The organism is Rahnella sp. BCC 1045, from assembly GCF_019049615.1.
GTDB classification, from domain to species: Bacteria; Pseudomonadota; Gammaproteobacteria; order Enterobacterales; family Enterobacteriaceae; genus Rahnella; species Rahnella contaminans.
Map to the genome: position 1 here is coordinate 12,026 of NZ_JAFMOZ010000110.1, position 22,461 is coordinate 34,486.

20 protein-coding genes are annotated in these 22,461 nt (G+C 55.3%); 10 read left to right on the plus strand and 10 right to left on the minus strand.

The genetic code is table 11. The annotated features are described in order from the left end of the window. Positions 1-76 precede the first annotated feature (76 nt). The 6 genes from dgt (at position 77) to gudD (ending at position 9,002) form a co-directional block, all read left to right on the plus strand. The gene (gene dgt / locus J1782_RS06535) at positions 77-1,591 is read left to right on the plus strand and encodes a dGTPase (RefSeq protein WP_165059065.1); all 1,515 of its coding nucleotides are present in this window, start codon (positions 77-79) and stop codon (positions 1,589-1,591) included. A gap of 207 nt (positions 1,592-1,798) precedes the next feature. Beyond that, a complete protein-coding gene (gene degP / locus J1782_RS06540) occupies positions 1,799-3,238 on the plus strand; it encodes a serine endoprotease DegP (protein ID WP_152327671.1) in 1,440 nt (479 codons plus the stop codon). Between the two features lie 217 nt (positions 3,239-3,455). Next, positions 3,456-4,616: a CdaR family transcriptional regulator gene (locus J1782_RS06545; protein ID WP_152327672.1), complete on the plus strand. Its 1,161-nt coding sequence runs from the start codon at positions 3,456-3,458 to the stop codon at positions 4,614-4,616. 305 nt (positions 4,617-4,921) lie between these two features. After that, positions 4,922-6,298 (plus strand): MFS transporter, encoded by a 1,377-nt coding sequence (locus tag J1782_RS06550; RefSeq protein WP_152327673.1) that lies wholly within the window; start codon positions 4,922-4,924, stop codon positions 6,296-6,298. Beyond that, positions 6,295-7,632 (plus strand): enolase C-terminal domain-like protein, encoded by a 1,338-nt coding sequence (locus J1782_RS06555; RefSeq protein ID WP_165059067.1) that lies wholly within the window; start codon positions 6,295-6,297, stop codon positions 7,630-7,632. Before J1782_RS06550 ends, J1782_RS06555 begins: the two co-directional genes overlap by 4 nt. Before the next feature lie 32 nt (positions 7,633-7,664). Further along, positions 7,665-9,002 carry a glucarate dehydratase gene (gene gudD, locus J1782_RS06560; protein WP_152327675.1) on the plus strand — a complete coding sequence of 446 codons (1,338 nt, stop codon included), beginning with the start codon at positions 7,665-7,667 and terminating at the stop codon, positions 9,000-9,002. Positions 9,003-9,093: 91 nt separating this feature from the next. Here gudD and J1782_RS06565 read toward each other — a convergent pair whose 3' ends face one another. The 3 genes from J1782_RS06565 to J1782_RS06575 all read right to left on the minus strand — a co-directional run bounded on the left by J1782_RS06565 (position 9,094) and on the right by J1782_RS06575 (position 11,364). Beyond that, entirely contained in the window at positions 9,094-9,912 is an 819-nt protein-coding gene (locus J1782_RS06565) for a shikimate 5-dehydrogenase (RefSeq protein ID WP_217152685.1), read from the minus strand. 65 nt (positions 9,913-9,977) lie between these two features. Further along, a complete protein-coding gene (locus J1782_RS06570; protein WP_217152686.1) occupies positions 9,978-10,514 on the minus strand; it encodes an ATP-binding protein in 537 nt (178 codons plus the stop codon). 49 nt (positions 10,515-10,563) lie between these two features. Then, positions 10,564-11,364, minus strand: coding sequence for an isocitrate lyase/phosphoenolpyruvate mutase family protein (locus tag J1782_RS06575; RefSeq protein WP_165059075.1), 801 nt, complete (start codon positions 11,362-11,364; stop codon positions 10,564-10,566). Positions 11,365-11,455: 91 nt separating this feature from the next. On the opposite strand from J1782_RS06575, the gene J1782_RS06580 reads away from it, so the two are divergent. From J1782_RS06580 to J1782_RS06590, 3 genes are all read left to right on the plus strand, one after another. After that, positions 11,456-12,340 carry a LysR family transcriptional regulator gene (locus tag J1782_RS06580; RefSeq protein ID WP_165059078.1) on the plus strand — a complete coding sequence of 295 codons (885 nt, stop codon included), beginning with the start codon at positions 11,456-11,458 and terminating at the stop codon, positions 12,338-12,340. A gap of 69 nt (positions 12,341-12,409) precedes the next feature. Further along, positions 12,410-13,063 carry a DNA oxidative demethylase AlkB gene (gene alkB, locus J1782_RS06585; protein WP_217152687.1) on the plus strand — a complete coding sequence of 218 codons (654 nt, stop codon included), beginning with the start codon at positions 12,410-12,412 and terminating at the stop codon, positions 13,061-13,063. Between the two features lie 107 nt (positions 13,064-13,170). After that, positions 13,171-13,650 (plus strand): cold shock domain-containing protein, encoded by a 480-nt coding sequence (locus J1782_RS06590; RefSeq protein ID WP_152327681.1) that lies wholly within the window; start codon positions 13,171-13,173, stop codon positions 13,648-13,650. 57 nt (positions 13,651-13,707) lie between these two features. Here J1782_RS06590 and J1782_RS06595 read toward each other — a convergent pair whose 3' ends face one another. The 6 genes from J1782_RS06595 to J1782_RS06620 all read right to left on the minus strand — a co-directional run bounded on the left by J1782_RS06595 (position 13,708) and on the right by J1782_RS06620 (position 19,728). After that, positions 13,708-14,676 (minus strand): spore coat protein U domain-containing protein, encoded by a 969-nt coding sequence (locus J1782_RS06595; RefSeq protein ID WP_217152688.1) that lies wholly within the window; start codon positions 14,674-14,676, stop codon positions 13,708-13,710. Next, entirely contained in the window at positions 14,673-17,213 is a 2,541-nt protein-coding gene (locus tag J1782_RS06600) for a fimbria/pilus outer membrane usher protein (protein WP_217152689.1), read from the minus strand. The genes J1782_RS06595 and J1782_RS06600 overlap by 4 nt, the downstream gene beginning before the upstream one ends. Positions 17,214-17,231: 18 nt before the next feature. Next, entirely contained in the window at positions 17,232-18,044 is an 813-nt protein-coding gene (locus tag J1782_RS06605; protein WP_217152690.1) for a molecular chaperone, read from the minus strand. Between the two features lie 18 nt (positions 18,045-18,062). Then, the gene (locus tag J1782_RS06610; RefSeq protein ID WP_217152691.1) at positions 18,063-18,593 is read right to left on the minus strand and encodes a spore coat U domain-containing protein; all 531 of its coding nucleotides are present in this window, start codon (positions 18,591-18,593) and stop codon (positions 18,063-18,065) included. An 8-nt stretch (positions 18,594-18,601) separates the two neighbouring features. Continuing rightward, on the minus strand, positions 18,602-19,120 hold the full coding sequence (locus J1782_RS06615; protein ID WP_152327686.1) for a spore coat U domain-containing protein: 519 nt from the start codon (positions 19,118-19,120) through the stop codon (positions 18,602-18,604). A 62-nt stretch (positions 19,121-19,182) separates the two neighbouring features. Continuing rightward, the gene (locus J1782_RS06620) at positions 19,183-19,728 is read right to left on the minus strand and encodes a spore coat protein U domain-containing protein (protein WP_152327687.1); all 546 of its coding nucleotides are present in this window, start codon (positions 19,726-19,728) and stop codon (positions 19,183-19,185) included. 424 nt (positions 19,729-20,152) lie between these two features. Between J1782_RS06620 and J1782_RS06625 the strand changes: the two genes are divergently transcribed. Then, positions 20,153-20,929, plus strand: a complete 777-nt coding sequence (locus tag J1782_RS06625; RefSeq protein WP_217152692.1) for a YdcF family protein — start codon at positions 20,153-20,155, stop codon at positions 20,927-20,929. Here the strand turns inward: J1782_RS06625 and J1782_RS06630 are convergent. Next, on the minus strand, positions 20,908-22,443 hold the full coding sequence (locus J1782_RS06630; RefSeq protein WP_217152693.1) for an MFS transporter: 1,536 nt from the start codon (positions 22,441-22,443) through the stop codon (positions 20,908-20,910). The genes J1782_RS06625 and J1782_RS06630 overlap by 22 nt on opposite strands. Positions 22,444-22,461: the final 18 nt, after the last annotated feature.

Sequence of the window (22,461 nt, forward strand, 5' to 3'; positions counted from 1 at the left end):
TGCGTTTGGGCCGTGGGTTTTGTTACGCAAAACGCGGGCTGGCCGGGCGCGTGAGTGGCTGAAAAGGTGGGAAATCATGTCCGGGATCGATTTTAAAGCGAAATTCAATTTTCAGCGCCCGTTTAGCGCCCCGATTGAGGCGCGGGATGCATATGATGTCGTCCGGCAGTTTGAGAGCGACCGGGGACGTATTATCAATTCTGCCGCCATCCGCCGTCTGCAACAAAAAACACAAGTCTTCCCGCTGGAGAAAAATGCCGCCGTCCGCAGCCGCCTGACGCATTCCCTCGAAGTTCAGCAGGTGGGCCGCCACATTGCGAAAGAAATCCTGCACCGCCTGCGCCGTCAGGGCAAGCTCGAGGTTTACGGGCTGGACGACGTGACCGATCCGTTCGAAAGCGTAGTTGAAATGGCCTGCCTGATGCACGACATCGGCAATCCGCCTTTCGGGCATTTCGGCGAGTCGGCAATTAATAACTGGTTCAAAAAGCGCATGGATATCGAAAGCTGTGGCGAAACGCCGCCGGAAACCGATTCCTGTCTGGTGGCCTGTTTGCGGCTGACGCCGGACGAGGCGGAGCTGAATCAGTTGCGCAGTAAAATTCGTTATGACCTCAGTAATTTTGAAGGCAACGCGCAGGCCATTCGCCTGGTATTTACGTTGCTCAAACTCAATCTGACCTACAGCCAGACCGCCTGCATCCTGAAATATACCCGTCCGGCGTACTCAATGAACCGCCTGCCTTCGCACGATTATCTGATGAAAAAGCCCGGTTTTTATCTGGCCGAAGAAACGTTCATCAAAGAGCTGCGTAGCGAACTCGGATTAGGGGAGTTCAACCGTTTCCCGCTGACCTACATTATGGAAGCGGCGGACGATATTTCTTACTGCATCGCCGATCTGGAAGATGCGGTTGAGAAAAATATTTTCAGCGTCGAAGAACTCTATAAATATCTGATGCGTGAATGGGGCGACATTGAGAAGAATGACATCTTCGATAAAGTGGTTCGCACCGCCTATGAAAAAATGGATAAAGCGAAAACATTCCGTAATCCGGTGGATTATTTCTTTATGGAACTTCGCGTTCAGACGGTTAAACAGCTGGTGCCTCATGCAGCGCGCAGATTCATTGATAATATAGAAGATGTTTATCAGGGAACCTTTAATCACGCGCTGCTCGAAGACGACAGCCAGGCGAACCGTTTGTTAGAAATTTATAAATCCGTCGCATTCAAACAGGTATTCAACCATCCTGAAGTCGAGGAGCTGGAATTACAAGGCTATCGGGTGATCAGCGGATTACTGGATATTTACAGCCCGTTGCTGGATATGCCATTGTCTGATTTTAGCCAGCTGGTTGAGGAGGATACGCACAGGAAATATCCTATAGAAACCCGTCTGTTGCATAAGATTTCTGCCAAACACCGTCTGGCGTATAACAATGCCGTCGTGGCGCTCGAAGGCGCAGGCGTTTCGGAATTTTCCGCGCAGGAGTTCTATTACCGGGCGAGAATGATTCAGGATTATATCAGCGGCATGACAGACCTTTATGCGTACGACGAATATCGACGTCTGATGGCGGCGGAGTAATTTGTTTTAAAAAGACAGATTTTAACGTCTTTTATTTTCTTTACGAAACTGTCCGAAAAAGCGCCATTTGTAAATAATGACAATACTTTTTTACCATTGTCAGTATGACCCTGATGAACTTCACGCTATTAATACCATCTCAGTATCACGACTACCAAGCAACGCGACTATTTTGGTTGCCACAATAATTTTAAGAGATCCTGAAAAATGAAAAAATCGACTTTATTCCTCAGCGCTTTAGCGTTAAGTGTTGGTATGGCAATGGCCCCTGTTTCGTCTGCTCTGGCTGCCGAAACCGCATCTTCGAGCACCACACAGCTGCCAAGCCTGGCACCGATGCTTGAAAAAGTCATGCCGTCCGTAGTGAGTGTGAACGTGGAAGGCAGCGCGCCGGTGAAAACACCACGCATGGGCCAGCAGTTCCAGCAATTCTTTGGTCAGAACTCTCCGCTGTGCCAGGACGGTTCGCCGTTCCAGGGCTCCCCGGTTTGCCAGGGCGGCGGTCAGGACGGACAACCCGCTCCTGAACAGAAAGAAGATTTCCGTGCGCTGGGTTCCGGTGTGATTATTGATGCGGATAAAGGTTATGTTGTGACCAACAACCACGTTGTTGATAACGCGACAAAAATCAGCGTACAGCTGAACGATGGCCGTAAGTTCGATGCGAAAGTGATCGGTAAAGATCCACGTTCTGACATCGCGGTTATTCAGCTGCAAAACGCCAAAAACCTGACCGCGATTAAAATCGCCGATTCCGAGCAGCTGCGCGTGGGTGACTACACCGTGGCGATCGGTAACCCGTATGGTCTGGGCGAAACCGTGACATCCGGTATCGTGTCTGCGCTCGGACGTTCTGGCCTGAACATCGAAAACTATGAAAACTTCATCCAGACGGATGCGGCGATCAACCGCGGTAACTCCGGCGGCGCGTTGGTGAATCTGAACGGTGAACTGATTGGTCTGAACACGGCGATCCTGGCACCGGACGGCGGCAATATCGGTATCGGTTTTGCGATCCCAAGTAACATGGTGAAAAACCTGTCCAAACAGATGATCGAATTCGGCCAGGTGAAACGTGGTGAACTGGGCATCATGGGCACCGAGCTGAACTCCGAGCTGGCGAAAGCGATGAAAGTGGACGCACAGCGTGGCGCGTTCATCAGTCAGGTCATGCCGAAATCTGCCGCAGAAAAAGCGGGCATCAAAGCGGGCGACGTTATCCTGAGCATGAACGGCAAGCCAATCAGCAGCTTCGCGTCGTTCCGTGCGGATATCGGCACCATGCCAATCGGCACCAAAGTGACGCTGGGTCTGCTGCGCGAAGGGAAACCGATGAATGTTGACGTAACGATTGAGCAAAGTACGCAAACGCCTAAAGTTGAATCCGGCAACATTTTCACCGGCATTGAAGGTGCTGAGCTGAGCAATGGCACCGCGGGCGACCAGAAAGGCGTGAAAGTTGACGAAGTGAAACCGGGTTCAAAAGCCGCGAACATTGGCCTGAAAAAAGGCGACGTGATCCTGGGCGTGAACCAGCAGAAAGTCGCTAACTTAGGCGAGCTGCGTAAAATTCTGGATACCAAGCCGTCTGTACTGGCGCTGGATATTCAGCGTGGTGACTCTTCAATCTACCTGCTGGCGCAATAATCCGCAGGCAGACCTCACAAGGCACGCTACGGCGTGCCTTTTTTTATGCATTTTTCTCCCGATCCGCGCCTGAATTTTCTTGGGCATTTGCTTAAAAATGTGACCTTACCCGCAACTTCAATAGGTGCTTTCGCTCTTTGGGCATTTGCATAATGTGTCGGAGTAAGCCGCTGGGTATGCTGGTCTGACAACGATAAAACAGGCAAGGCAGGGGATCATGTCAGCGTATCATCTCGATGCAAAGCTGGCGCAACAGATTGTTGCCCGAACAATGCAAATCATTGATAGTAATGTGAATGTCATGGATGGACGGGGAAGAATAATCGGTAGCGGCGACGATCAGCGTCTTGGCGAATTGCACGAAGGTGCGCTGTTGTCCATTTCGCAGGAGCGTATTGTCGATATCGATGAAGGTGTTGCACGGCATTTGCACGGAGTGCGTCCGGGTATCAATCTGCCGCTGCGCATAGATGGCCAGATTGTCGGCGTGATTGGACTGACCGGCAATCCGTCACAGCTGCGTCAGTACGGCGAGCTGGTTTGTATGACCGCCGAAATGATGCTTGAGCAGGCGCGTTTGTTACATATGCTCGCACAGGACAGCCGTTTGCGCGAAGAACTGGTGCTGAACCTGATCCGCGTGGATGAACTTTCTCCGGCATTAATGGAATGGGCGCAGCGTCTGGGCATTGACCTGAACCGCCCGCGCGTGGCGGCGGTGGTTGAAGTCGACAGCGGTCAGCTCGGCGTGGATTCCGCGATGGCGGAGCTGCAACAGCTGCAAACCTTACTGACCACGCCGGAGCGCGATAACCTGATCGCGATTGTTTCGCTCACCGAAATGGTGGTGCTGAAACCAGCGCTGAACAGCTACGATCGCTGGGATCCGGACGGTCACCGGCAGCGAATCGATCATCTGTTGTCGCGCATGACCGAAACAGGTCGTCTGCGCGTCCGTATTTCCCTCGGCAACTTCTTCAGCGGTCCCGGCAGTATTGCCCGATCGTATCGCACCGCGCGAACCACCATGACCGTCGGCAAACAGCGTATGCCCGAACAGCGTTGCTACTTTTATCAGGATCTGATTTTGCCGGTGCTGCTCGACAGCCTACGCGGCGGCTGGCAGGCCGATGAACTGGTGCGGCCGCTGGCGCGTCTGAAGGCCACCGACGGCAACGGATTACTGCGCCGTACACTGGCGTCGTGGTTCCATAATAATGTGCAACCAACGGCAACGTCTAAGGCACTTTATATTCACCGTAATACGCTGGAATATCGATTAAACCGTATTTCGGAATTAACCGGTTTGGATCTGGGGAATTTTGACGATCGTCTGTTGTTGTATGTGGCACTTCAATTAGATAACGATCAGGTTTAATTAATCTGTACGTCCTGAAAGTATTTCTTTATCGGATATTTTCAGGACGAAATTGCCGTATTTAATTAAACGTGACGTCAATCACAAGCCATTCTCTTTTCGTGAACTGACTCGCATGGTACTGGGCATTCGCCTCAAGATAAATGCAAAGCGCTTTCCATGCTTGTCACTTTGCCTAATGAGTTGGTTTCCGGTTGTTCTTATACTGGCATTCTTCCTTCCTCTCTGAACCCTACAGTTCTGTGGCTGGCTGGAATGACTTATACCTTGGGGTATTTGCATCACTCTCAATTCCGGAGAACATCATGGAAACAATCGTTTCATCAGCCAGTGCCGTGAAAAAAAGAACTAATGCGCGCTACTGGATCGTGGTGATGTTATTTATCGTCACATCATTTAATTACGGCGACCGCGCAACGTTATCTATTGCCGGGTCGGCAATGGCGAAAGATATCGGTCTCGATTCTGTCGGGATGGGTTATATATTTTCGGCATTTTCCTGGGCCTATGTTATCGGACAAATACCCGGTGGCTGGTTACTGGATAAATTCGGCTCCAAAAAAGTTTACTTCTACAGTATTTTCATCTGGTCATTATTCACGTTGCTGCAAGGGTTTGTAGATATATTCAGCGGCTTCGGCATCGTAGTTTCCCTCTTCGTATTACGTTTCCTGGTCGGGCTGGCTGAAGCGCCTTCTTTCCCGGGCAACAGCCGGATTGTTGCGGCATGGTTCCCGGCGCAGGAACGTGGAACAGCGGTTTCGATTTTTAACTCCGCACAGTATTTCGCTACCGTGATTTTTGCCCCGATTATGGGCTGGCTGACACAGGCCGTAGGCTGGTCACATGTTTTCTTCTTCATGGGTGGGCTGGGGATCATCCTGAGCTTCATCTGGCTGAAAGTGATCCACGATCCGAAAGATCATCCGGGCGTCAATCAGGCCGAACTCGACTACATGGAAGCCGGTGGTGCGCTGATCAATATGGATCAGAAAGTCACTAAAAAGGCGAAAGTCAAAGGCGAGAAAGCCTCACAGCTCAAACAGTTAATGAAATCGCGCATGATGATCGGCATCTATATCGGCCAGTATTGCATCAATGCGCTGACCTACTTCTTCATCACCTGGTTCCCTGTTTATCTGGTTCAGGCACGCGGAATGTCCATTCTTAAAGCGGGCATGGTGGCGTCGGTTCCGGCCATTTGCGGCTTCCTCGGCGGCGTGTTGGGCGGGATTATATCCGACTGGCTGATGCGCAGAACCAACAACCTGACGCTTTCACGTAAAGCGCCGATCGTCATCGGCATGCTGCTGTCGATGTCGATGATTGTCTGTAACTATGTTGACACCGAATGGATGGTTGTCGGGATTATGGCGTTCGCCTTCTTCGGCAAAGGGCTGGGCGCGCTGGGCTGGGCGGTAATGGCCGATACCGCACCGAAAGAAATCAGCGGGCTGAGCGGCGGGCTGTTCAACATGTTCGGTAACGTTTCCGGCATCATCACCCCGATTGCGGTCGGCTACATTATCGGTACCACCGGTTCGTTTAACGGCGCACTGATTTTCGTCGGGATCCACGCACTGCTCGCCGTCATCAGCTATGTCTTTATTGTCGGCAAAATTGAACGTATCCAGCTGAAACCTCTCGTCTCTGCCAGCGTAAAAAAAGGAGCATCACGATGAGTACGCAATCTTCTCCGGTCATTACTGATATGCAGGTTATTCCTGTGGCCGGGCACGACAGCATGCTGATGAACATCGGTGGCGCACATGGCGCTTACTTCACCCGTAACATCGTGATTCTGACGGACAGCGCCGGGAACACCGGCGTGGGCGAAGCGCCGGGTGGCGAAGTGATTTACAACACGCTGGTGGAAGCCATCGCGCAGGTCAAAGGCCAGGAAGTAGCGCGGATGAACCGGCTGGTGCATCAGATTCACGTGGGTAATCAGTCGTCGGATTTCGATTCATTTGGTAAAGGCGCGTGGACGTTTGAACTGCGCGTGAACGCGGTTGCGGCGCTGGAAGCCGCGCTGCTGGATCTGATGGGCAAATTCCTCGGCGTGCCGGTGTGCGAGCTGCTCGGGCCGGGCAAACAGCGCGACGAAGTGACGGTGCTCGGTTATCTCTTCTATATCGGCGACCGTCAGAAAACAGATTTGCCGTATCAGGAAGGGGCGCGTGGTGTTCACGACTGGTATCACCTGCGTCACCAGAAAGCGATGAACAGCGACGCCGTGGTGCAGCTGGCGGAAGCCGCACAGGATCGCTACGGCTTTAAAGATTTCAAACTCAAAGGCGGTGTACTGCCGGGTGAGCAGGAAATCGACGCAGTGAAAGCGCTGGCAAAACGTTTCCCGGATGCGCGGATTACCGTCGATCCGAACGGCGCGTGGCTGCTCGATGAAGCGATTGATTTATGTAAAAACCTGCACGGGATCCTCAGCTATGCGGAAGATCCGTGCGGCGCGGAGCAGGGTTTTTCAGGCCGCGAAGTGATGGCCGAGTTCCGCCGCGCCACCGGTTTGCCGGTCGCCACCAATATGATTGCCACCAACTGGCGCGAGATGCAGCACGCCGTGATGTTGCAGTCCGTCGATATTCCGCTGGCGGATCCGCATTTCTGGACCATGCACGGCGCGGTACGCGTGGCGCAGCTGTGCGATGAGTGGGGGCTGACCTGGGGCTGCCATTCTAACAACCATTTCGATATTTCTCTGGCGATGTTTACCCACGTTGGCGCGGCTGTGCCGGGTAAACCGACGGCGATCGATACGCACTGGATCTGGCAGGAAGGCAATCAGCGCCTGACCAAAGAGCCGCTGCAAATCGTCAACGGAAAAATCAAAGTGCCTGAGAAACCGGGGTTAGGGATTGAGATCGATATGGATCAGATCCACCGCGCTCACGAACTGCACAGAAAACTGCCGACCGGCGCCCGCAACGATGCCGTTGCAATGCAGTATCTGATCCCCGGCTGGAAATTCGATCGCAAGCGCCCGGCGATGGGGCGCTGATTACGGAATCCGAATTCACTAAGGAGTTAGCTATGACCTCTTCTTCAACACCTAAAATTGTTTCCATGCAGGTGATCCCGGTAGCCGGGCACGACAGCATGTTGCTTAACCTCAGCGGGGCGCACGCGCCTTTTTTCACCCGTAACATCCTGATCCTCAAAGACAGCAGCGGGAATACCGGCGTGGGCGAAGTCCCGGGCGGCGAGAAAATCCGCCAGACGCTGGATGATTCCGCGTTGCTGGTGATCGGCAAAACGCTGGGCGAATACAAAAACGTCATGACCGCCGTGCGCGAAAAATTTGCTGACCGCGATGCTTCCGGCCGCGGGCTGCAAACTTTCGATTTACGCACCACAATCCACGTTGTGACCGCGATTGAAGCGGCGATGCTGGATCTGCTCGGCAAACATCTGGGCGTCACCGTCGCATCTCTGCTCGGCGACGGTCAGCAGCGCGACGAAGTCGAAATGCTCGGTTATCTGTTCTACGTCGGCGACCGCAACAAAACGTCGCTCGGCTACCAGAGCCAGCCCGGCGACAGCTGCGACTGGTATCGTCTGCGCCACGAAGAAGCCCTGACGCCTGCCGCCGTGGTTCGTCTGGCCGAAGCCGCGTATGAAAAATACGGCTTCAATGATTTCAAACTGAAAGGCGGCGTGCTGGCCGGCAGTGAAGAAGCCGAAGCCGTGACCGCATTGGCGCAACGCTTCCCGCAGGCGCGCATCACGCTGGATCCGAACGGCGCGTGGTCGCTGAATGAAGCCATCGCGCTCGGCAAACAACTGCGTGGCGTGCTGGCCTATGCGGAAGATCCGTGCGGCGCGGAGCAGGGTTTCTCGGGGCGCGAAATCATGGCGGAATTCCGTCAGGCCACCGGCTTACCGACTGCGACTAATATGATCGCCACCGACTGGCGTCAGATGGGCCATACCATCCAGCTGAAATCCGTGGATATTCCGCTGGCGGATCCACATTTCTGGACCATGCAGGGCTCGGTGCGCGTGGCGCAGATGTGCCATGAATGGGGCCTGACGTGGGGTTCTCACTCCAATAACCACTTTGATATCTCGCTGGCGATGTTTACGCAGGTTGCCGCCGCCGCGCCGGGCAAAATCACCGCCATCGATACGCACTGGATCTGGCAGGAAGGCAATCAGCGTCTGACTAAAGAACCGCTGCAGATCAAAGGCGGTAAAGTGCGCGTGCCGGAACAACCGGGGCTGGGCGTTGAGCTGGATATGGATCAGGTGATGAAAGCTCACGAACTCTACAAGGGGATGGGGCTGGGCGCACGCGATGACGCGCAGGGCATGCAGTTCCTGGTGCCGGACTGGACGTTTGATCCGAAGAAACCGTGTCTGGTTCGGTAGCCGTTTGATTCAAATAATTGGTGCTGTCATGACCACCGCCCTGACGTTGCCGTCAGGGCTTTTTTGTTTTTACGTCAGGTGATTACAACCCTTAGCTTCGCGCGTGCGTTGCCGCGGCTTCGATCAGTTCGTCGGACGGGCGTTTGCCGGTATACAGCACGAACTGTTCGACGGCCTGAAGTGCGGCGACTTCTGCGCCGGTGATGACTTTTTTGCCGTGCTCACGGCCGTAGCGGATAAGCGGCGTTTCGACCGGCAGGGCGACGACGTCGAAAACGATGCTCGCGCGGTCAATGACGTCGGGCGCAAAGGCCAGTGAATCGGCTTCCGGGCCACCGGCCATACCGATTGGTGTGACGTTGACGACCATATCGACGGCTAAATCACCGACGTCGGCTTTCCATTCGTAACCGTATTCTTCTGCCAGCGCGCGGCCATTGGCTTCGTTGCGGGCAATGATATAACCGGTTTTGAAACCGGCATCACGGATGGCAGCGACCACAGCTTTGCCCATTCCGCCGCTGCCGCGCAGCGCGAAGACCGCATCGCGCGGGACTTTGTGGCTGTCGAGCAGTTTGGCGACGGCAATGTAGTCGGTGTTATAGGCGCGCAGGAAACCGTCGTCATTGACGATGGTATTCACGGACTGAATGGCGGTTGCGGAAGGATCCAGTTCATCGAGGAACGGAATGCAGGTTTCCTTGAACGGCATGGAAACCGCGCAGCCGCGGATACCGAGTGCGCGGACGCCTTTGACAGCCGCCTCGATATCCTGAGTGGTGAACGCCTTGTAGACGAAGTTCAGGTCTAACGCCTGATAAAGGTAGTTATGAAAACGGGTACCGAAATTTCCCGGACGACCGGAAAGAGACATGCACAGCTGCGTGTCTTTGTTGATTTCCCGACTCATGATGCTCTCCTGATAGGGTAGGTTTGGCTTAGGTAAACCTTAGCTGAAACGATACAACCCTACAATCAGCGCGTTCCTTCATGGGCGGTTCCCGTTTCCGCTGAGTTTCCGTTATCGTATTGAATAATGGTGAAACCTTCTTCCGCCTGAGGTTCAGCAAAATGTCGGGAGATAAGCTCAAACTGCTCATCGGTCACCACAAAATCATGCGTGCCGGACTGATTCCGGGCGTGCAAACGGGATTTACAGACGTCGGCGGAGACATTCAGAAAATGCAGGCGATGATCCGTGCCCGATTCGTGAATGATGCTCATCATCCACTGGCGGTTCGCGACGGTATTGGCCGGAAAATCCAGCACCACGGAAACTCCGGCGCTGAGCAGCGAAACCACGTGCGGGGCGATGGCGCTGCGCAGTTTTGCCGAGCAGCGGACGTAATCCTCGATCGTGCGCATTTCCTCTTTAAACAGCTCGGATAACCACCGGTCTTCGCTGACGACAACCGTGACCGGCTGCGTTGCCAGTTCGCGCGCCAGGGTCGATTTCCCGGAGGCAATTTTTCCGCACAAGATATGCAGCATTGCCTGATTTTGGGTGCTCATTGTCTGCCCCTCCGGTTTGATGTCTTTGTTTTTCAGCCCGTTCAGCTGGTTAAAATAACACGTTGATTTCAGAATAAGATGCCGCATTTTCCATCATCGGCGTCATCGCATCCTCCTGTAAAAAACCGCTGACCAGCCTTGCGTTCTGTGCCCACAAGGTTTGCGGCAGCCAGGAACCGGCGCTGAGACGGCGCACGCCCGCTTGCGCCAGTTCTTCCACCGGCGCAAGTCCCGGCCAGACCGCAACATTGAGCAGCAGCGGGGTGCTTGCGGCGATGTCGCGCATCTCGTTCAGGTCGGTTAATCCGAGCACAAAAAGCCCGTCAGCGCCTGCGCGATGGCAGGCTTGTGCCCGCACCATGACTTCGGCGGCGCGGTGTTCAGCGGACACCAGATTGCGGGCGTAAACGTCGGTACGTACATTAATGTACAGCTCCACGCCGCGCCGGATACACGCGTTGCGGATGGCCTCGACTTTGGCGTAAAGGAGATCGGGATTTCCCGCGCCGTCCTCAATATTAATGCCGGTGACGCCGACGTCGGTAAGCCGCGAAACATGAATGGCAACCTGCGCCGGGGAGTCGCTGTAACCGCCTTCGACATCCGCAGACAGCGGAACTGAAATTACCCGGGCGATAGACGCCGCGCGCGCCACATACTCATCCACCGGCAGCGCATTGCCGTCGCGATACCCCAAAGACCAGGCGACGCCTGCACTGGTGGTGGCAATGGCCGCCGCGCCAAGAAACTCTGTCTGGCGTGCGCTGCCTGCGTCCCAGGCGTTGGGTAATTTCAGCGGTTTATCCTGCAAATGCAGGGCGTGAAAGGCGGAGAGATCAGGCGTTTTCATAGAATGTTCCTCGAAAAAGAAATATTTTAATCATGCTCAATTTTCTTGATAATAGCCGGAAATAACATTCATTGATTCCCTGAGAGCAATAATGAACGCGCCGTCGCTGCACTTAGTGCAAACCTTTGTTGCTGTGGTTGAACACAATAGCTTTGCCCGCGCCGCTGATGCGCTGGGGATCACGCCGTCGTCCGTCAGCCGCTTTATCAAAGCGCTGGAACAGCAGCTGGGCACCCAGCTGCTGAACCGGACCACGCGGGCGATGTCGCTGACTGAATCCGGGAAACGCTATTTTTCCGAGTGTCATCAGGCGCTGCTGCTGCTGCGGAACGCCGCCGAAACCGTGCGCGATGAACAGAAGCTGCCGTATGGCGAACTGGTGGTCAGCGCGCCGGTGGCATTTGGTCACACGCATATCGTGCCGTATCTGAGTGCGTTTCTGGCGGCGTACCCGCGCGTGCAGCTGGATTTGCGTCTGACCGATGACTACGCTGATCTGGTTGCCGACGGCATCATGCTGGCGTTTCGTATTGGTCGTATGAAGGATTCCTCGCTGATTGCTCACAAGATGCTGGAGAACCGGCGGATCCTGGTAGCCGCACCGGCTTATCTGGAAAAACGCGGGGTGCCGCAGGCGTTGGAAGATCTCAATCAGCATGAATGTATTGTTTCTTCGGCCAGTCAGGACGGCCTGCTGTGGCGGCTGTTTTCGGGTGCAGAAGAACGCACGCTGGCACCGAAAGGATCGGTGAAAGTGGATAACGCGGATGCGGCGCGGCGGCTTTGTACCGACGCGCACGGCATCGCTTTTCATTCGGCAGTCACGATGGCGGCAGCGATTGCCGCAGGAAGTCTGGTGCAGGTTTTGCCGCAATGGACAGGGCGGGAAACCGGCGTCTATTGCGTGCGGCCTAACCGGCGTATCGGCCAGGCGGCCACGGTATTTCTTGAGTTTTTGTCTTCACGGTGGCGTTGAAAATGATGGTCTGATGCTCAAAAGGCGACATCCGTTATACTTAATGCATACGCAAACGCGGAGGCTGACATGAATTTGGATCTTTTTGATCATCCCGATTTCCACCCGCACTGGCGCGAAGATCTTTTCCCCGGCGCGGTGGTGCTGCGTGGCGCAGCGCGGGAAAACGATACAGCGTTGCTGGCGGAGATCGACCGGATCGCCGGGCTGGTGCCTTTTCAGTATCGCGCGACGCCGGGCGGTTATGCGATGTCTGTGGCGATGACCAACTGCGGTGATGTCGGCTGGGTAACCGATAAAGCCGGTTACCGGTATCAGACCACATCGCCGGAAAGCCATCAGCAATGGCCCGCGATGCCTGAACTGTTTCGCGATATCGCGGTGAAAGCCGCAGAGCAGGCCGGTTTTCCCGGTTTTAATCCGGATGCCTGCCTGATTAACCGGTATCAGCCGGGCGCCAAAATGAGCCTGCATCAGGATAAAGACGAGCATGACTTCGGGCAGCCGATTGTCTCGATTTCGCTCGGATTACCGGCGGTGTTTCAGTTTGGCGGGCTGGAGCGCAGCGACAAAACGCAGCGCATTACGCTGACGCACGGCGATATCGTGGTGTGGGGCGGCCCGTCGCGGCTGCGTTATCACGGCGTTTTGCCGCTGAAAGCCGGTGAACATCCGCTCACAGGTGGGTACCGGTTTAACCTGACTTTCCGTAAAGCGGTATAACACGGCAGGCCGGGCTGTAAAGCACAGGACTTTATCCTCATTCTGCTTTACACTGCCGCCCTGCAAAATCTGACATATTGAACGAATAATTACTTAGGCGGTAAGCGATGAACGGCGTAATCACAACCTGGTTTGAAGATAAAGGTTTCGGTTTTATCAAAGATGAAAACGGCGATAACCGTTATTTCCACGTGATTAAAGTCGCAAACCCTGAGCTGATTAAAAAAGATGCGGTGGTCACTTTTGAGCCGACGACCAACAACAAAGGTCTTTCCGCCTTTGCGGTCAAAGTGGAACCGGAAAGCAAATACATCTTTATTGCCGGTGAGCGCATCAAAATCACCAGTATCAAATCCTTCCTGGCCTTCAATGAAGAAGTCCCGGCAGAAACCAAAGTCGACAAAGAGAATGCCGTGCTTTCTGTCGGCCTGCTGATGAACCGTATCCGCCCGCAGGAAGAAGAGAAAAAAGCCGCGACGCGTACCATGAAAAAGCTGCTGATCACCACCTTCCAGAACAGCACGTACGTGTTTACGGAAGATGAAATTGACGTGGATGCCACCATCAAAACGCTGAAAGCGCTGTAAGTTTTTATCGTTTCCAAACCGGTGCGCATTCGCTGCACCGGTTCTGTTTTATCCCTTCTAGTACGTCACTGTTACCGTCACGATATCGCTGTAAGAACCTGCGGGCTGGTTGGCTTGCGTCAAATTCACGGACGCCGTGTACGGGAATGACTGCGAAGTACCGGTTCCGGTCGCGCTGCTGTTGGTTGCGGCGGTCCAGACCGTGCTGTCACCTTTGAAAATCTGGTATTGCAGATAGCTGGTAACCGAATTGGCGGTAGATGACATCTGCCGGTATGCGCCGGTGCCCGCCACGCTGCTGGTCAGGTTCACGGAATAGGCGGCGTTCAGGGTGCAGCGCACGCTGATGGTGTTCGCCACGACCGTCGTCAGGCCGGAAGGCAGGGCGGCGCTGCCGAAACCGACGTTGGGAGCACTGTCGATATAGCAAAAACTGGTGACATTCAGGGTCAGATTCACATTGCCAGAAACACTCCCTGTATCCGCGAGACACAGCAATGTACCCACGGCGATGGAACACATATTCCAGGTCCAGTTAATCGGAACCGTATCGATATAGGTTCCGGCTGCCAGATTGGAAATGGCAACCGGGCGGACGTAGAGCGGCAATGTACTGTTGGGGCCGGAAAATAATCCCAACAGGCCGAGCGCGGTGCTGCTGCTCCAGGTGATAGTATCGCCCTGATTATAAACGGCACTGCAGCTGGCATCTTTACACAAACTGTACGGCAGATACTGGCCGGTGGCTGCGCTGTAAAGGCGTGGCTGTGTTCCGGCCGGATGTGTCGTTGTGCCTATCAGCGCCGTGATGGTATTGGTGCCGCCCACGTTGAGCAGGCCGCCGGTACAGCTTAATCCGCTGCCGCCAGAGGTGATCAGCGGAGTGGAACTGACGGCAAAAGAATTTTGTGTTCCCAATGTAATGGTGGACGCTGCTGTGGTACAACCGGCCCGGGCCACCGACGATGCCGCAAGCAGCATCACCAGCAACACGCCGTGGCGTATCTGCCGCCAAAAAATTCTCATGATTTATCTCCTGCGCCTGTACCCGCTGTCGTGTCCGGACATGCCAGCGGGCCAATCTGCTCAATGCTCTGATGTTTAGGATCCAGATCGAAACCGATCCGGCATACCGAATGATCTTCCTGCTGAATATTCAGCACGTTGTGTTCCTGCAAATGGGAGAAGTACACCAGCCCGTCATAGCCGGTTACGGTGGTTTGCTGAGAGTTTTGTTCCGTTACCAGCGTCCCGAGTTTCAGCGGTTGCCCGGCTTTGTCGTGGAGGGTGATATTGGCGGAAAGGACTTTTTCCACGCTAAATTTCACTATTACGCCACTGCCTTGCTTCACGGCAATCCGGTCATTGACGTTATTGGCGACCACGTCTGCCGGGAGCGGAAGCGTATCGATTTCCACTTTGGCGGGATAATACGAGCTGACGGTTGGGATCAGGAGATGTCCGTTGCTGTCTGTTTTGCCCATTTTCTGGTTCTCGAACAACACCGGCACGTCGGCGTAATGGCCGGTATCCACCACGATAAAGGCGTCATTAATTTTGTCTGACAGGAACCAGTCGTTAGCCATAAACACCACGGAACCACTCAGATCCGCCCAGTTGGTGTAATCGCCCTGATTGCCGTAAAAGCCGCCCTGAACCGTGGCGTAATGGGATTTCCAGGTGGCATCGGCCTGCTGATACGGGTTATTGCCGCCACTGTAAGCCAGATTCCAGCCCAGACCCCCGTCGGTCGGTGTCGCTTTGCTGGCGCCAATTTGCTCCTGATAATTTCCTGAACTGTCACGCTGCACGCCTGCATTCATATTGATATTGGTGCCGATCGGGATAATGAACTGAAGTTGTGCGCTGTAGCCGTTATCGCCCAGCGTTTTGTTGAGCGATAAAAACATGCTGCTCTGGCCCCACAGCGAGCGGCTGTAAGAGAAGTTCACCAGCCGGGTATGGGAATTGTCATAGGCTTCGACGTCGTAATACCCGATGCCCATGGTGCCGTTTGACGAGCCAAAGGGCGAGGTGCTGAACGTCACCTGATCCGCCTGACGGCTTAACCTCGTGTTGCTGGTGTAAGACGTAATATCCTGATAACCCACCGTGCGTTTTGAGCGCAGGGCGGACAGACTGAAAATATTGGAATAGTACGAATAGCCGAGGGTGTACTGGCTGCCGTCTTTTTTGTCGGTCGCGCTCACGCCCAGCGGATTGCTGATTTCTCCGCTGGCATTGGGAATACCCGGGTTCGCGCCGTTCGGGTAAGTACTTTGGTTATCGGGAATATTACTACCATCGACCGGCGGCCGGTCGGCTTTACTCGTGCTGCCTGAGACACTCAGCGTTCCCCAGGTGCCGACCGCGATATCCCCCCCTAAACCACCGAGCGTTAATCCCTGCGCGATTTCGGTATGGCCCGAAAGCGTCAGGTAATTGCTCAGGCCGTAACGGTAGATACCGCTGAAGGCCGCATCGGAATAATCACCGTTGGACAGGCCATAATTCTGACGAACCGCGCCGAGCGAGAAATCAAAGTCGCTGAGGTTTTTGCGCAGCAAGGTGTTGGAAACATAAAACGGTACGCTGGTCGAAACCTGTCGCCCGACAGCATCCGTCGTCACGATCGTGGCTTCACCGGCGCCGTTGATATACGGCACGTTGGTCAGGGTAAACGGCCCGGAGTTCAGGTTATTACTGCTGGCTTTGAAGCCATTGAGGAACAAATCCACGGTGGTCGGTACGGCGGCTGTTCCGCTGTATTGCAGCAGCGGATACGTCACCAGATCCGGACGAACCGCGAAATTACGGCTGATGCGGATACCGCCCATGCGCGCCGAATTACTCCATGTCAGGGAGTCGCTGACGAAATCCCCGACCTGATAGCTGATCAAATTTTTTTCGTCGGTAAAACGCCAGAAAGTATCGTAACGCAGATAGCCATCCTGCGAGGTCTGGCCGCCGTTGGAGGACACGCTGTCAATGTTGTAGCGGTAAGTTCCGGTGTTGGTGACAATCCCCAGACTGCTGAAAAAACGCTGTTCCATCCAGGTGGCGACTGACCGTGCGCCGCCGGGCGGATCGGTGTAATACGCATCGTAGTTAAACAGCAGGCCGTTGCTGCTTTCCGATGGTGTGTAGTTCATCAGCGGATCGCCGCTGACGTTCTGATTCGGCAGCCACGCATCCGGCACCTGTAAAATCAGCTGCTGTGTTCCCGAGTCATAACGGGCTTTCACGTCCGGCAACTCGCCGACGTTAATCAGCCCCGTCTGACCGTTAATGTGAACGTGATTTTTCGCCAGCACCCCGGCTTCGACAAAGTACGCATTATTGCGATAGGTAACAGGCACCACCTGATTATCCGTCTGGCCGTTCACCACGACAGACAGATAAAACATGGCATCCGTCACCACCGGTGCAGCACGCGGGGCGTCCGGCAGCGATGAATATTCCTGCGCCTGCACGGCAAACGTGGTCAGGCATAACAGGCACAGGCTTCCCCGGAAATACAGCTTCGGCTGATAACCCGAACGGGGAAGAGGTCTGATTGGCATCCGTTGCGGCTCCTGCTGTTACTGGCCGCGGGAAATGACAATCGGTTTGGTATTATCGGCAATCTGCGCATTAAGCTGCTCGCCGGGCGTGACGCCCGCAGGCAACGGCCAGCGCATCTGTTGCCCCGGTAACACGTAGCCCATAAAGCCGCCGACCATGGTTTTTACACCCTGCTTCTGATTGCCGTTCGCTGACCAGAATACGTTGCTCAGACGCGCATGGACGATGCCGGTATTGCGCACCTGCAAATAGGTTTTACCGCCGTCAGAAACCGTGCGCCACGACAGTACCGGGCGCGACGCCGTGGACGGATCGCGTTTCATATCCGGGCGATCGTTAGTCCACAGACTGCCGCCATCCATAAACAGCGGAAGCAGATAACGCATCTGCAATTGCAGCCCGACCACCGCCTTATCTTTCCCCTGGCCGGCGTTATTCAACGGGGACGGGATCTCATCAATAATGATGCGGTAGGCCTGTTCAGTATTCGCCGGCACCGGCGTGTTGCGGATCAGTCTGATCAGCTGGCGCTGACCCGGAGGCACCGTCGCAAAAGGCGGGCTGGCGACCACGTTGGTTTGATCCGCGTATCGCTCGTTAAAATTCTCCTGCTTCCAGGCCAGCACGCGCACCTGTAAAGACACCGGTTCAGCGCCACGGTTCTCCAGCCACAGGGCCGATCCGTTCTGATCGGCTTCAATAATCTGGTAGACCGGCCAGACAAGCACGGAACTGGCAGCCTGCGCAGCGGGCGGTAACAGCAGGGAGCAGGCCAGCGCAGTGGTTGAAATAATGCGGGAAAAATTCGTGCGTAAAAACAGTGTATTCATATTCCATATCCTGATGATTCAATAAGTTAACGTTACGGTGACGGTATCGGTATAAGTCCCGGCAGAAGGCAGGGTGGTCACAGCGTATAAACGTGCATAAACCGGGTAGGTTTGTGTGGTCGCAGGAAAACTGGCCACGGATTTAACCAGTGCGCCGTTGCCCCAGACCTGACTGCGGGCGGCATCCTGAAAAAGCTGATAGCCCAGTTGCTCTGTGCTGGTGGTGTTTTGCAGAAAGCGGCGCGTCGCGCTGCCGCCGTGAGTGCCGTAATCCATGGCGATACTGACGGAGGTTCCCGGCGTACAGGTCACCACCACGGATCCGGCACCGGCAACGCTGGTGGTGTCGACGTTGGCGGGGATGGAGGACATGGATCCGAAGTTGATGATGCCGAGGTTGGTGGTCGGGCTGGAAAACGAGCTGCCAAAAGCGCAGCCATTGGTGAGGGTGGCGGTGACGGTAAATGCTGCCGTGGCGGTTGCGGCCCGCGCTGCGCTGCAAAACATCAGCGGCAGCAGAATCAGCGGAGCAAGCAGACGGCCAGGCATAACAGCCTCTACCAGGACACGGTGACGTTCACCGTGTCCTGATAAACACCGGCGGCCGGTGTGCTTTGAGCCGGAACGCGGCCATAGACCGTCGCCCACTGATCGGCACCGTTGCCGGTATTGCTCACGCCGGTGGTGTTATCCCAGACTGTCGTGCGCGCCGCTGTGGTATAGAGATTATATTGCAGGGATACCGCGCTGTTGGTGGTGTTGACCATTCTGCGGGCTGTCACCACGCCGCTGCTGCCGCCATCCATAACAATTTTGTAGGCCAGTCCGTTCACGCATTTCACGCGAATCGAGCCCGCCAGCTGAGCGCTGGTGGCATTAATCGCGCTGGTCAGCGAAGCATAATTGCCAAAATTCAGCGTACCAAAACTGGTACTTCCGGACGTCGTGGTTCCCGCCTCGCAGGCGGGCAACAACGTGGCGCTGACGCCGATTGTTGCCGCCTGACTTAAGGGAATGCTGAACGGCATCGACACCAGCAGGATAGCTGGCAAGAGCAGCAGTACCTTGATGTCCATGGTTTTCCTTCCTTGAATCAAAAATCCTTCAGAGGCTAAACCGGCCCTGAGGGAATAAAGCTTTACCAGGAAAGAGTGGCAACAACGGTATCGTTATAAGTTCCTGCGGCTGGCGTGGTGCTGGTCTGGTCAGCAGGCAGCACGCGGCCATAAATCGGGATATTTTGCGCCGTCGTCCCGGTGGTCAGGGTGATTGGCGTATTGATCGCGATTTCAGTGGTACGTGCGGTATCGGAATAGAGACGGTAAGGAATGCTGGTTCCGCTGGAGGTCATCGTGCGCAACCCGCCGGTCGCCGCAAGGCCGCCATTGAGTGACAGCGTTGGTGTCAGGCCGGTGCTACAGGTGATGGTGACCGCGCCGGTGCCATTGGCACCAAACACGGTGCCGTTGATCACGCTGGTCAGATCGGCATAGTTACCAAAGTTTAAGGTACCCCACTGGTTGGTCCCACCCGTTGACGTGCCGTTACCCACGGTACACCCGGTGCTGATGGTCAGTGAAACGCCCACTTGCCCTGTTAAGGTTCCGGCTGCCTGCGCGCCTGCGGCTAACGTCAGTGTTGCCGCGGCCAGAATAGCCAGTAATAAAGAATTTTTTTCGCCCATGATGACTCCCAATAACTGCTTACACTGGTGTGTATTCATGCAACGGTGTTGCATGTGGAAATCCTCTGGTGGTCAGTAATTTAACGCTAAAGACTGCAAGAAAACCGGACAAGAAACGACGCGCAGACCGGGATTTGTATTTTTCAGTCACTGCTGAAAGAGTCCCTGACCTTAACCTCATGATGAAAAACGCCGTTATGGTTAAATATAAGTTAATAAATTTACCTTAAGGGGATATTTTCGGCATTTTTGATAATAAGGATAAAAATTCTATAAATGTGAAATTGATAGTTTTTTATCCCGATATTATGTTTTTTACAGGTCTGTATGATGCGGAGCGGCAGTGAAAAGATGAAGTTTATTAACCATTCTTTGTGTGTTGTTAACGGGTTATGATGCTGTATCCCCCCGAATGGAGACTGTGATGTTTTCTGATCCCGTTATTGCTGATATGAACCGTCTGGCGCATTTTTTATCTTTTGACCAAACCGCCGGAAAGGGGCCGTCAGGTACTTCGCCGCTGCTCATCCTCCTGGGCAACGCGATTTTACCGACCGCAGAAGCGGCGTTTCAGGCGCTGGCGCAGGGCGCGGTGTCACGCCTGCTGATTGCCGGTGGCATCGGGCATTCGACCCGTTTGCTGTATGACGCGGTGCAGCAACATCCGGTTTACCGGAACATCGCCACCGAAGGCCGCAGTGAGGCCGAAGTGTTGTACGACATCGGTTTACAGCATTTCGGGCTTTCCCCGGAAAATATCCTGCTGGAAACGGCGTCGGCCAACTGCGGCGATAACGCCCTACAGGCGCGGCGCGTGCTCGACGGATCCGGTGACCAGAATACGAACATTATTCTGACACAGGATCCGCTGATGCAGTTGCGCACCGACGCCAGTTTCCGCCACGTCTGGCGCGATCGTCCGGATGTCCGCTTCACCAGCTGGCCGGTGCTGGTGCCGCAGCTGGTGCGCGAAGGCGAAAGCGTGAGATTTGCCGGAACCGCACAGGCCGGTTTGTGGACATTGCCGCGCTTTATCTCCCTGCTGCTGGGCGAAATCCCGCGTCTGCGTAATGCGCCGGGGGGCTACGGCCCGCGCGGTGCGGGCTTTATTGCCGAAGTGGATATTCCGGCAGACATTGAAGAAGTTTATGCGCGGCTGCGCCCGGTTCTTGAAGCCGGTTACGGCGACAGATCCTTCTGACAGACGGCTGCGTTTTCTGCCGTTTCCTGATGATTTCCGCGCAGTGCCAGTAAAACCACCAGCGCGGAAAACAGCGTAATACCCGTCAGGCACAACAACAGCGGATGCAGCGAGGCGGCATAAAGCGCCTGAAGCTGCGCCGTGCTGGCCTGCGGAATGAGCTGCTGAGCGACCGCCAGATTGCCGGTCGCCAGCCGCTGCGCCGCCTGACTGATTTCTCCGCCGGTAAATTGTGCCGCCAGTGCGTTATGAGTGAGCGCGGCGAGAATGGCACCGACAATCGCCAGTGAAATCCCTTCACCGGCCACGCGCGTGGTGCTGAAAATCCCGGTCGCCATGCCTGCCCGTTCTTTTGGTACAACGCTGACCGAAAGCCCGTCCATCAAACCCCAGGGTAAACCCGTACCCACGCCAATTATCAGCATCGGCGCGATCATGCCGGACAGATCCTGCGCCAGCACCGCGCGGCTCAGCCAGCCCAGACCGGCAGCAGCAATCACCAGCCCGGCGGTACACAACACGCCCGCCGGTATCCAGCGCGTCAGCCACGCCGCCAGCAGCGGTACAACCAGCATCGGCACCGACAGCGCCATCATCATCAGCCCGGCGTGCTCTTCGCTCAGCCCGGTAACGCCGATAAACAGCATCGGCAGCACCACCAGCAGCACCACAAAACAGAAACCGGTCGCCAGCGGCAGTGCCTGCACGCCGATAAAACGCACGTAGCGGAACAGCGATAAATCCAGCATCGGATTTTTCACGCGCAGCTCAACCACCACGAAAATACCCAGTAACACCGCCGCACCCGCCAGCATCGCCAGCACCTGCGGGCTGTTCAGGCCGGACTGCGGAATTTCCATCAGCGCCCAGGTCAGCAAAGCCAGCATGGCGGTAAACGACACTGTGCCCGGCCAGTCGATACCGGCAGCCTGCGGATTTCGCGTTTCGTGCATTTTCGACGTGCCGCTCAGCAGGGAAATCAGCGCGATGGCAGCGGCGGAGAAAAAGACCGAACGCCAGCCGAAATGCGCGATAAGCAATCCGGCCAGAAACGGACCGAACGCCAGCCCGACGCCAAAACTGCTGCCCATCAGACTGAACGCGCGGGTTCGCGCTGCGCCGTCGAATTCCTGCGCCAGAGCCGCCGCACCGCCCGCCAGCGCACCGGCGGCGGCAATCCCCTGCGCGCCGCGCAGCAAATCAGTCCACAGCAAACTGCTGCTGAAGGCCTGTAACAACGAAAGCAGGGCAAACAGCGAAACGCCGCTGATAAACACTTTTTTGCGGCCGATTTCATCCGCCAGCGCACCCGCGGCCATCAGAAAACAGCCAAACGTCAGCATGAAAGAATTGGTTATCCAGCTGAGCGCCTGCGCGCTGCCGCCGAGTTCACGGGCGATGGCGGGCGTGGCGACCGCGCCGCTGACGAAATTGAGCGGCAGGATCACCGCTGCCAGACAAACGGTGAACAGAACCCGCAGGCTGCCGGTGTTGTGCGTGGAAGAGGTATTCATTGGTTTCCCCAACGGAAA

Bases quoted from the DNA above. Each gene is read 5' to 3' on its own strand.
- J1782_RS06630 (WP_217152693.1), bottom strand. From the start codon at position 22,443: ATGAATACCTCTTCCACGCACAACACCGGCAGCCTGCGGGTTCTGTTC.
- J1782_RS06615 (WP_152327686.1), bottom strand. From the start codon at position 19,120: ATGGACATCAAGGTACTGCTGCTCTTGCCAGCTATCCTGCTGGTGTCG.
- J1782_RS06625 (WP_217152692.1), top strand. From the start codon at position 20,153: ATGTTTTCTGATCCCGTTATTGCTGATATGAACCGTCTGGCGCATTTT.
- J1782_RS06590 (WP_152327681.1), top strand. From the start codon at position 13,171: ATGAACGGCGTAATCACAACCTGGTTTGAAGATAAAGGTTTCGGTTTT.
- J1782_RS06575 (WP_165059075.1), bottom strand. From the start codon at position 11,364: ATGAAAACGCCTGATCTCTCCGCCTTTCACGCCCTGCATTTGCAGGAT.
- J1782_RS06605 (WP_217152690.1), bottom strand. From the start codon at position 18,044: ATGAATACACTGTTTTTACGCACGAATTTTTCCCGCATTATTTCAACC.
- degP (WP_152327671.1), top strand. From the start codon at position 1,799: ATGAAAAAATCGACTTTATTCCTCAGCGCTTTAGCGTTAAGTGTTGGT.
- J1782_RS06600 (WP_217152689.1), bottom strand. From the start codon at position 17,213: ATGCCAATCAGACCTCTTCCCCGTTCGGGTTATCAGCCGAAGCTGTAT.
- J1782_RS06570 (WP_217152686.1), bottom strand. From the start codon at position 10,514: ATGAGCACCCAAAATCAGGCAATGCTGCATATCTTGTGCGGAAAAATT.
- gudD (WP_152327675.1), top strand. From the start codon at position 7,665: ATGACCTCTTCTTCAACACCTAAAATTGTTTCCATGCAGGTGATCCCG.
- J1782_RS06550 (WP_152327673.1), top strand. From the start codon at position 4,922: ATGGAAACAATCGTTTCATCAGCCAGTGCCGTGAAAAAAAGAACTAAT.
- J1782_RS06620 (WP_152327687.1), bottom strand. From the start codon at position 19,728: ATGGGCGAAAAAAATTCTTTATTACTGGCTATTCTGGCCGCGGCAACA.
- dgt (WP_165059065.1), top strand. From the start codon at position 77: ATGTCCGGGATCGATTTTAAAGCGAAATTCAATTTTCAGCGCCCGTTT.
- alkB (WP_217152687.1), top strand. From the start codon at position 12,410: ATGAATTTGGATCTTTTTGATCATCCCGATTTCCACCCGCACTGGCGC.
- J1782_RS06555 (WP_165059067.1), top strand. From the start codon at position 6,295: ATGAGTACGCAATCTTCTCCGGTCATTACTGATATGCAGGTTATTCCT.
- J1782_RS06580 (WP_165059078.1), top strand. From the start codon at position 11,456: ATGAACGCGCCGTCGCTGCACTTAGTGCAAACCTTTGTTGCTGTGGTT.
- J1782_RS06565 (WP_217152685.1), bottom strand. From the start codon at position 9,912: ATGAGTCGGGAAATCAACAAAGACACGCAGCTGTGCATGTCTCTTTCC.
- J1782_RS06545 (WP_152327672.1), top strand. From the start codon at position 3,456: ATGTCAGCGTATCATCTCGATGCAAAGCTGGCGCAACAGATTGTTGCC.
- J1782_RS06595 (WP_217152688.1), bottom strand. From the start codon at position 14,676: ATGAGAATTTTTTGGCGGCAGATACGCCACGGCGTGTTGCTGGTGATG.
- J1782_RS06610 (WP_217152691.1), bottom strand. From the start codon at position 18,593: ATGCCTGGCCGTCTGCTTGCTCCGCTGATTCTGCTGCCGCTGATGTTT.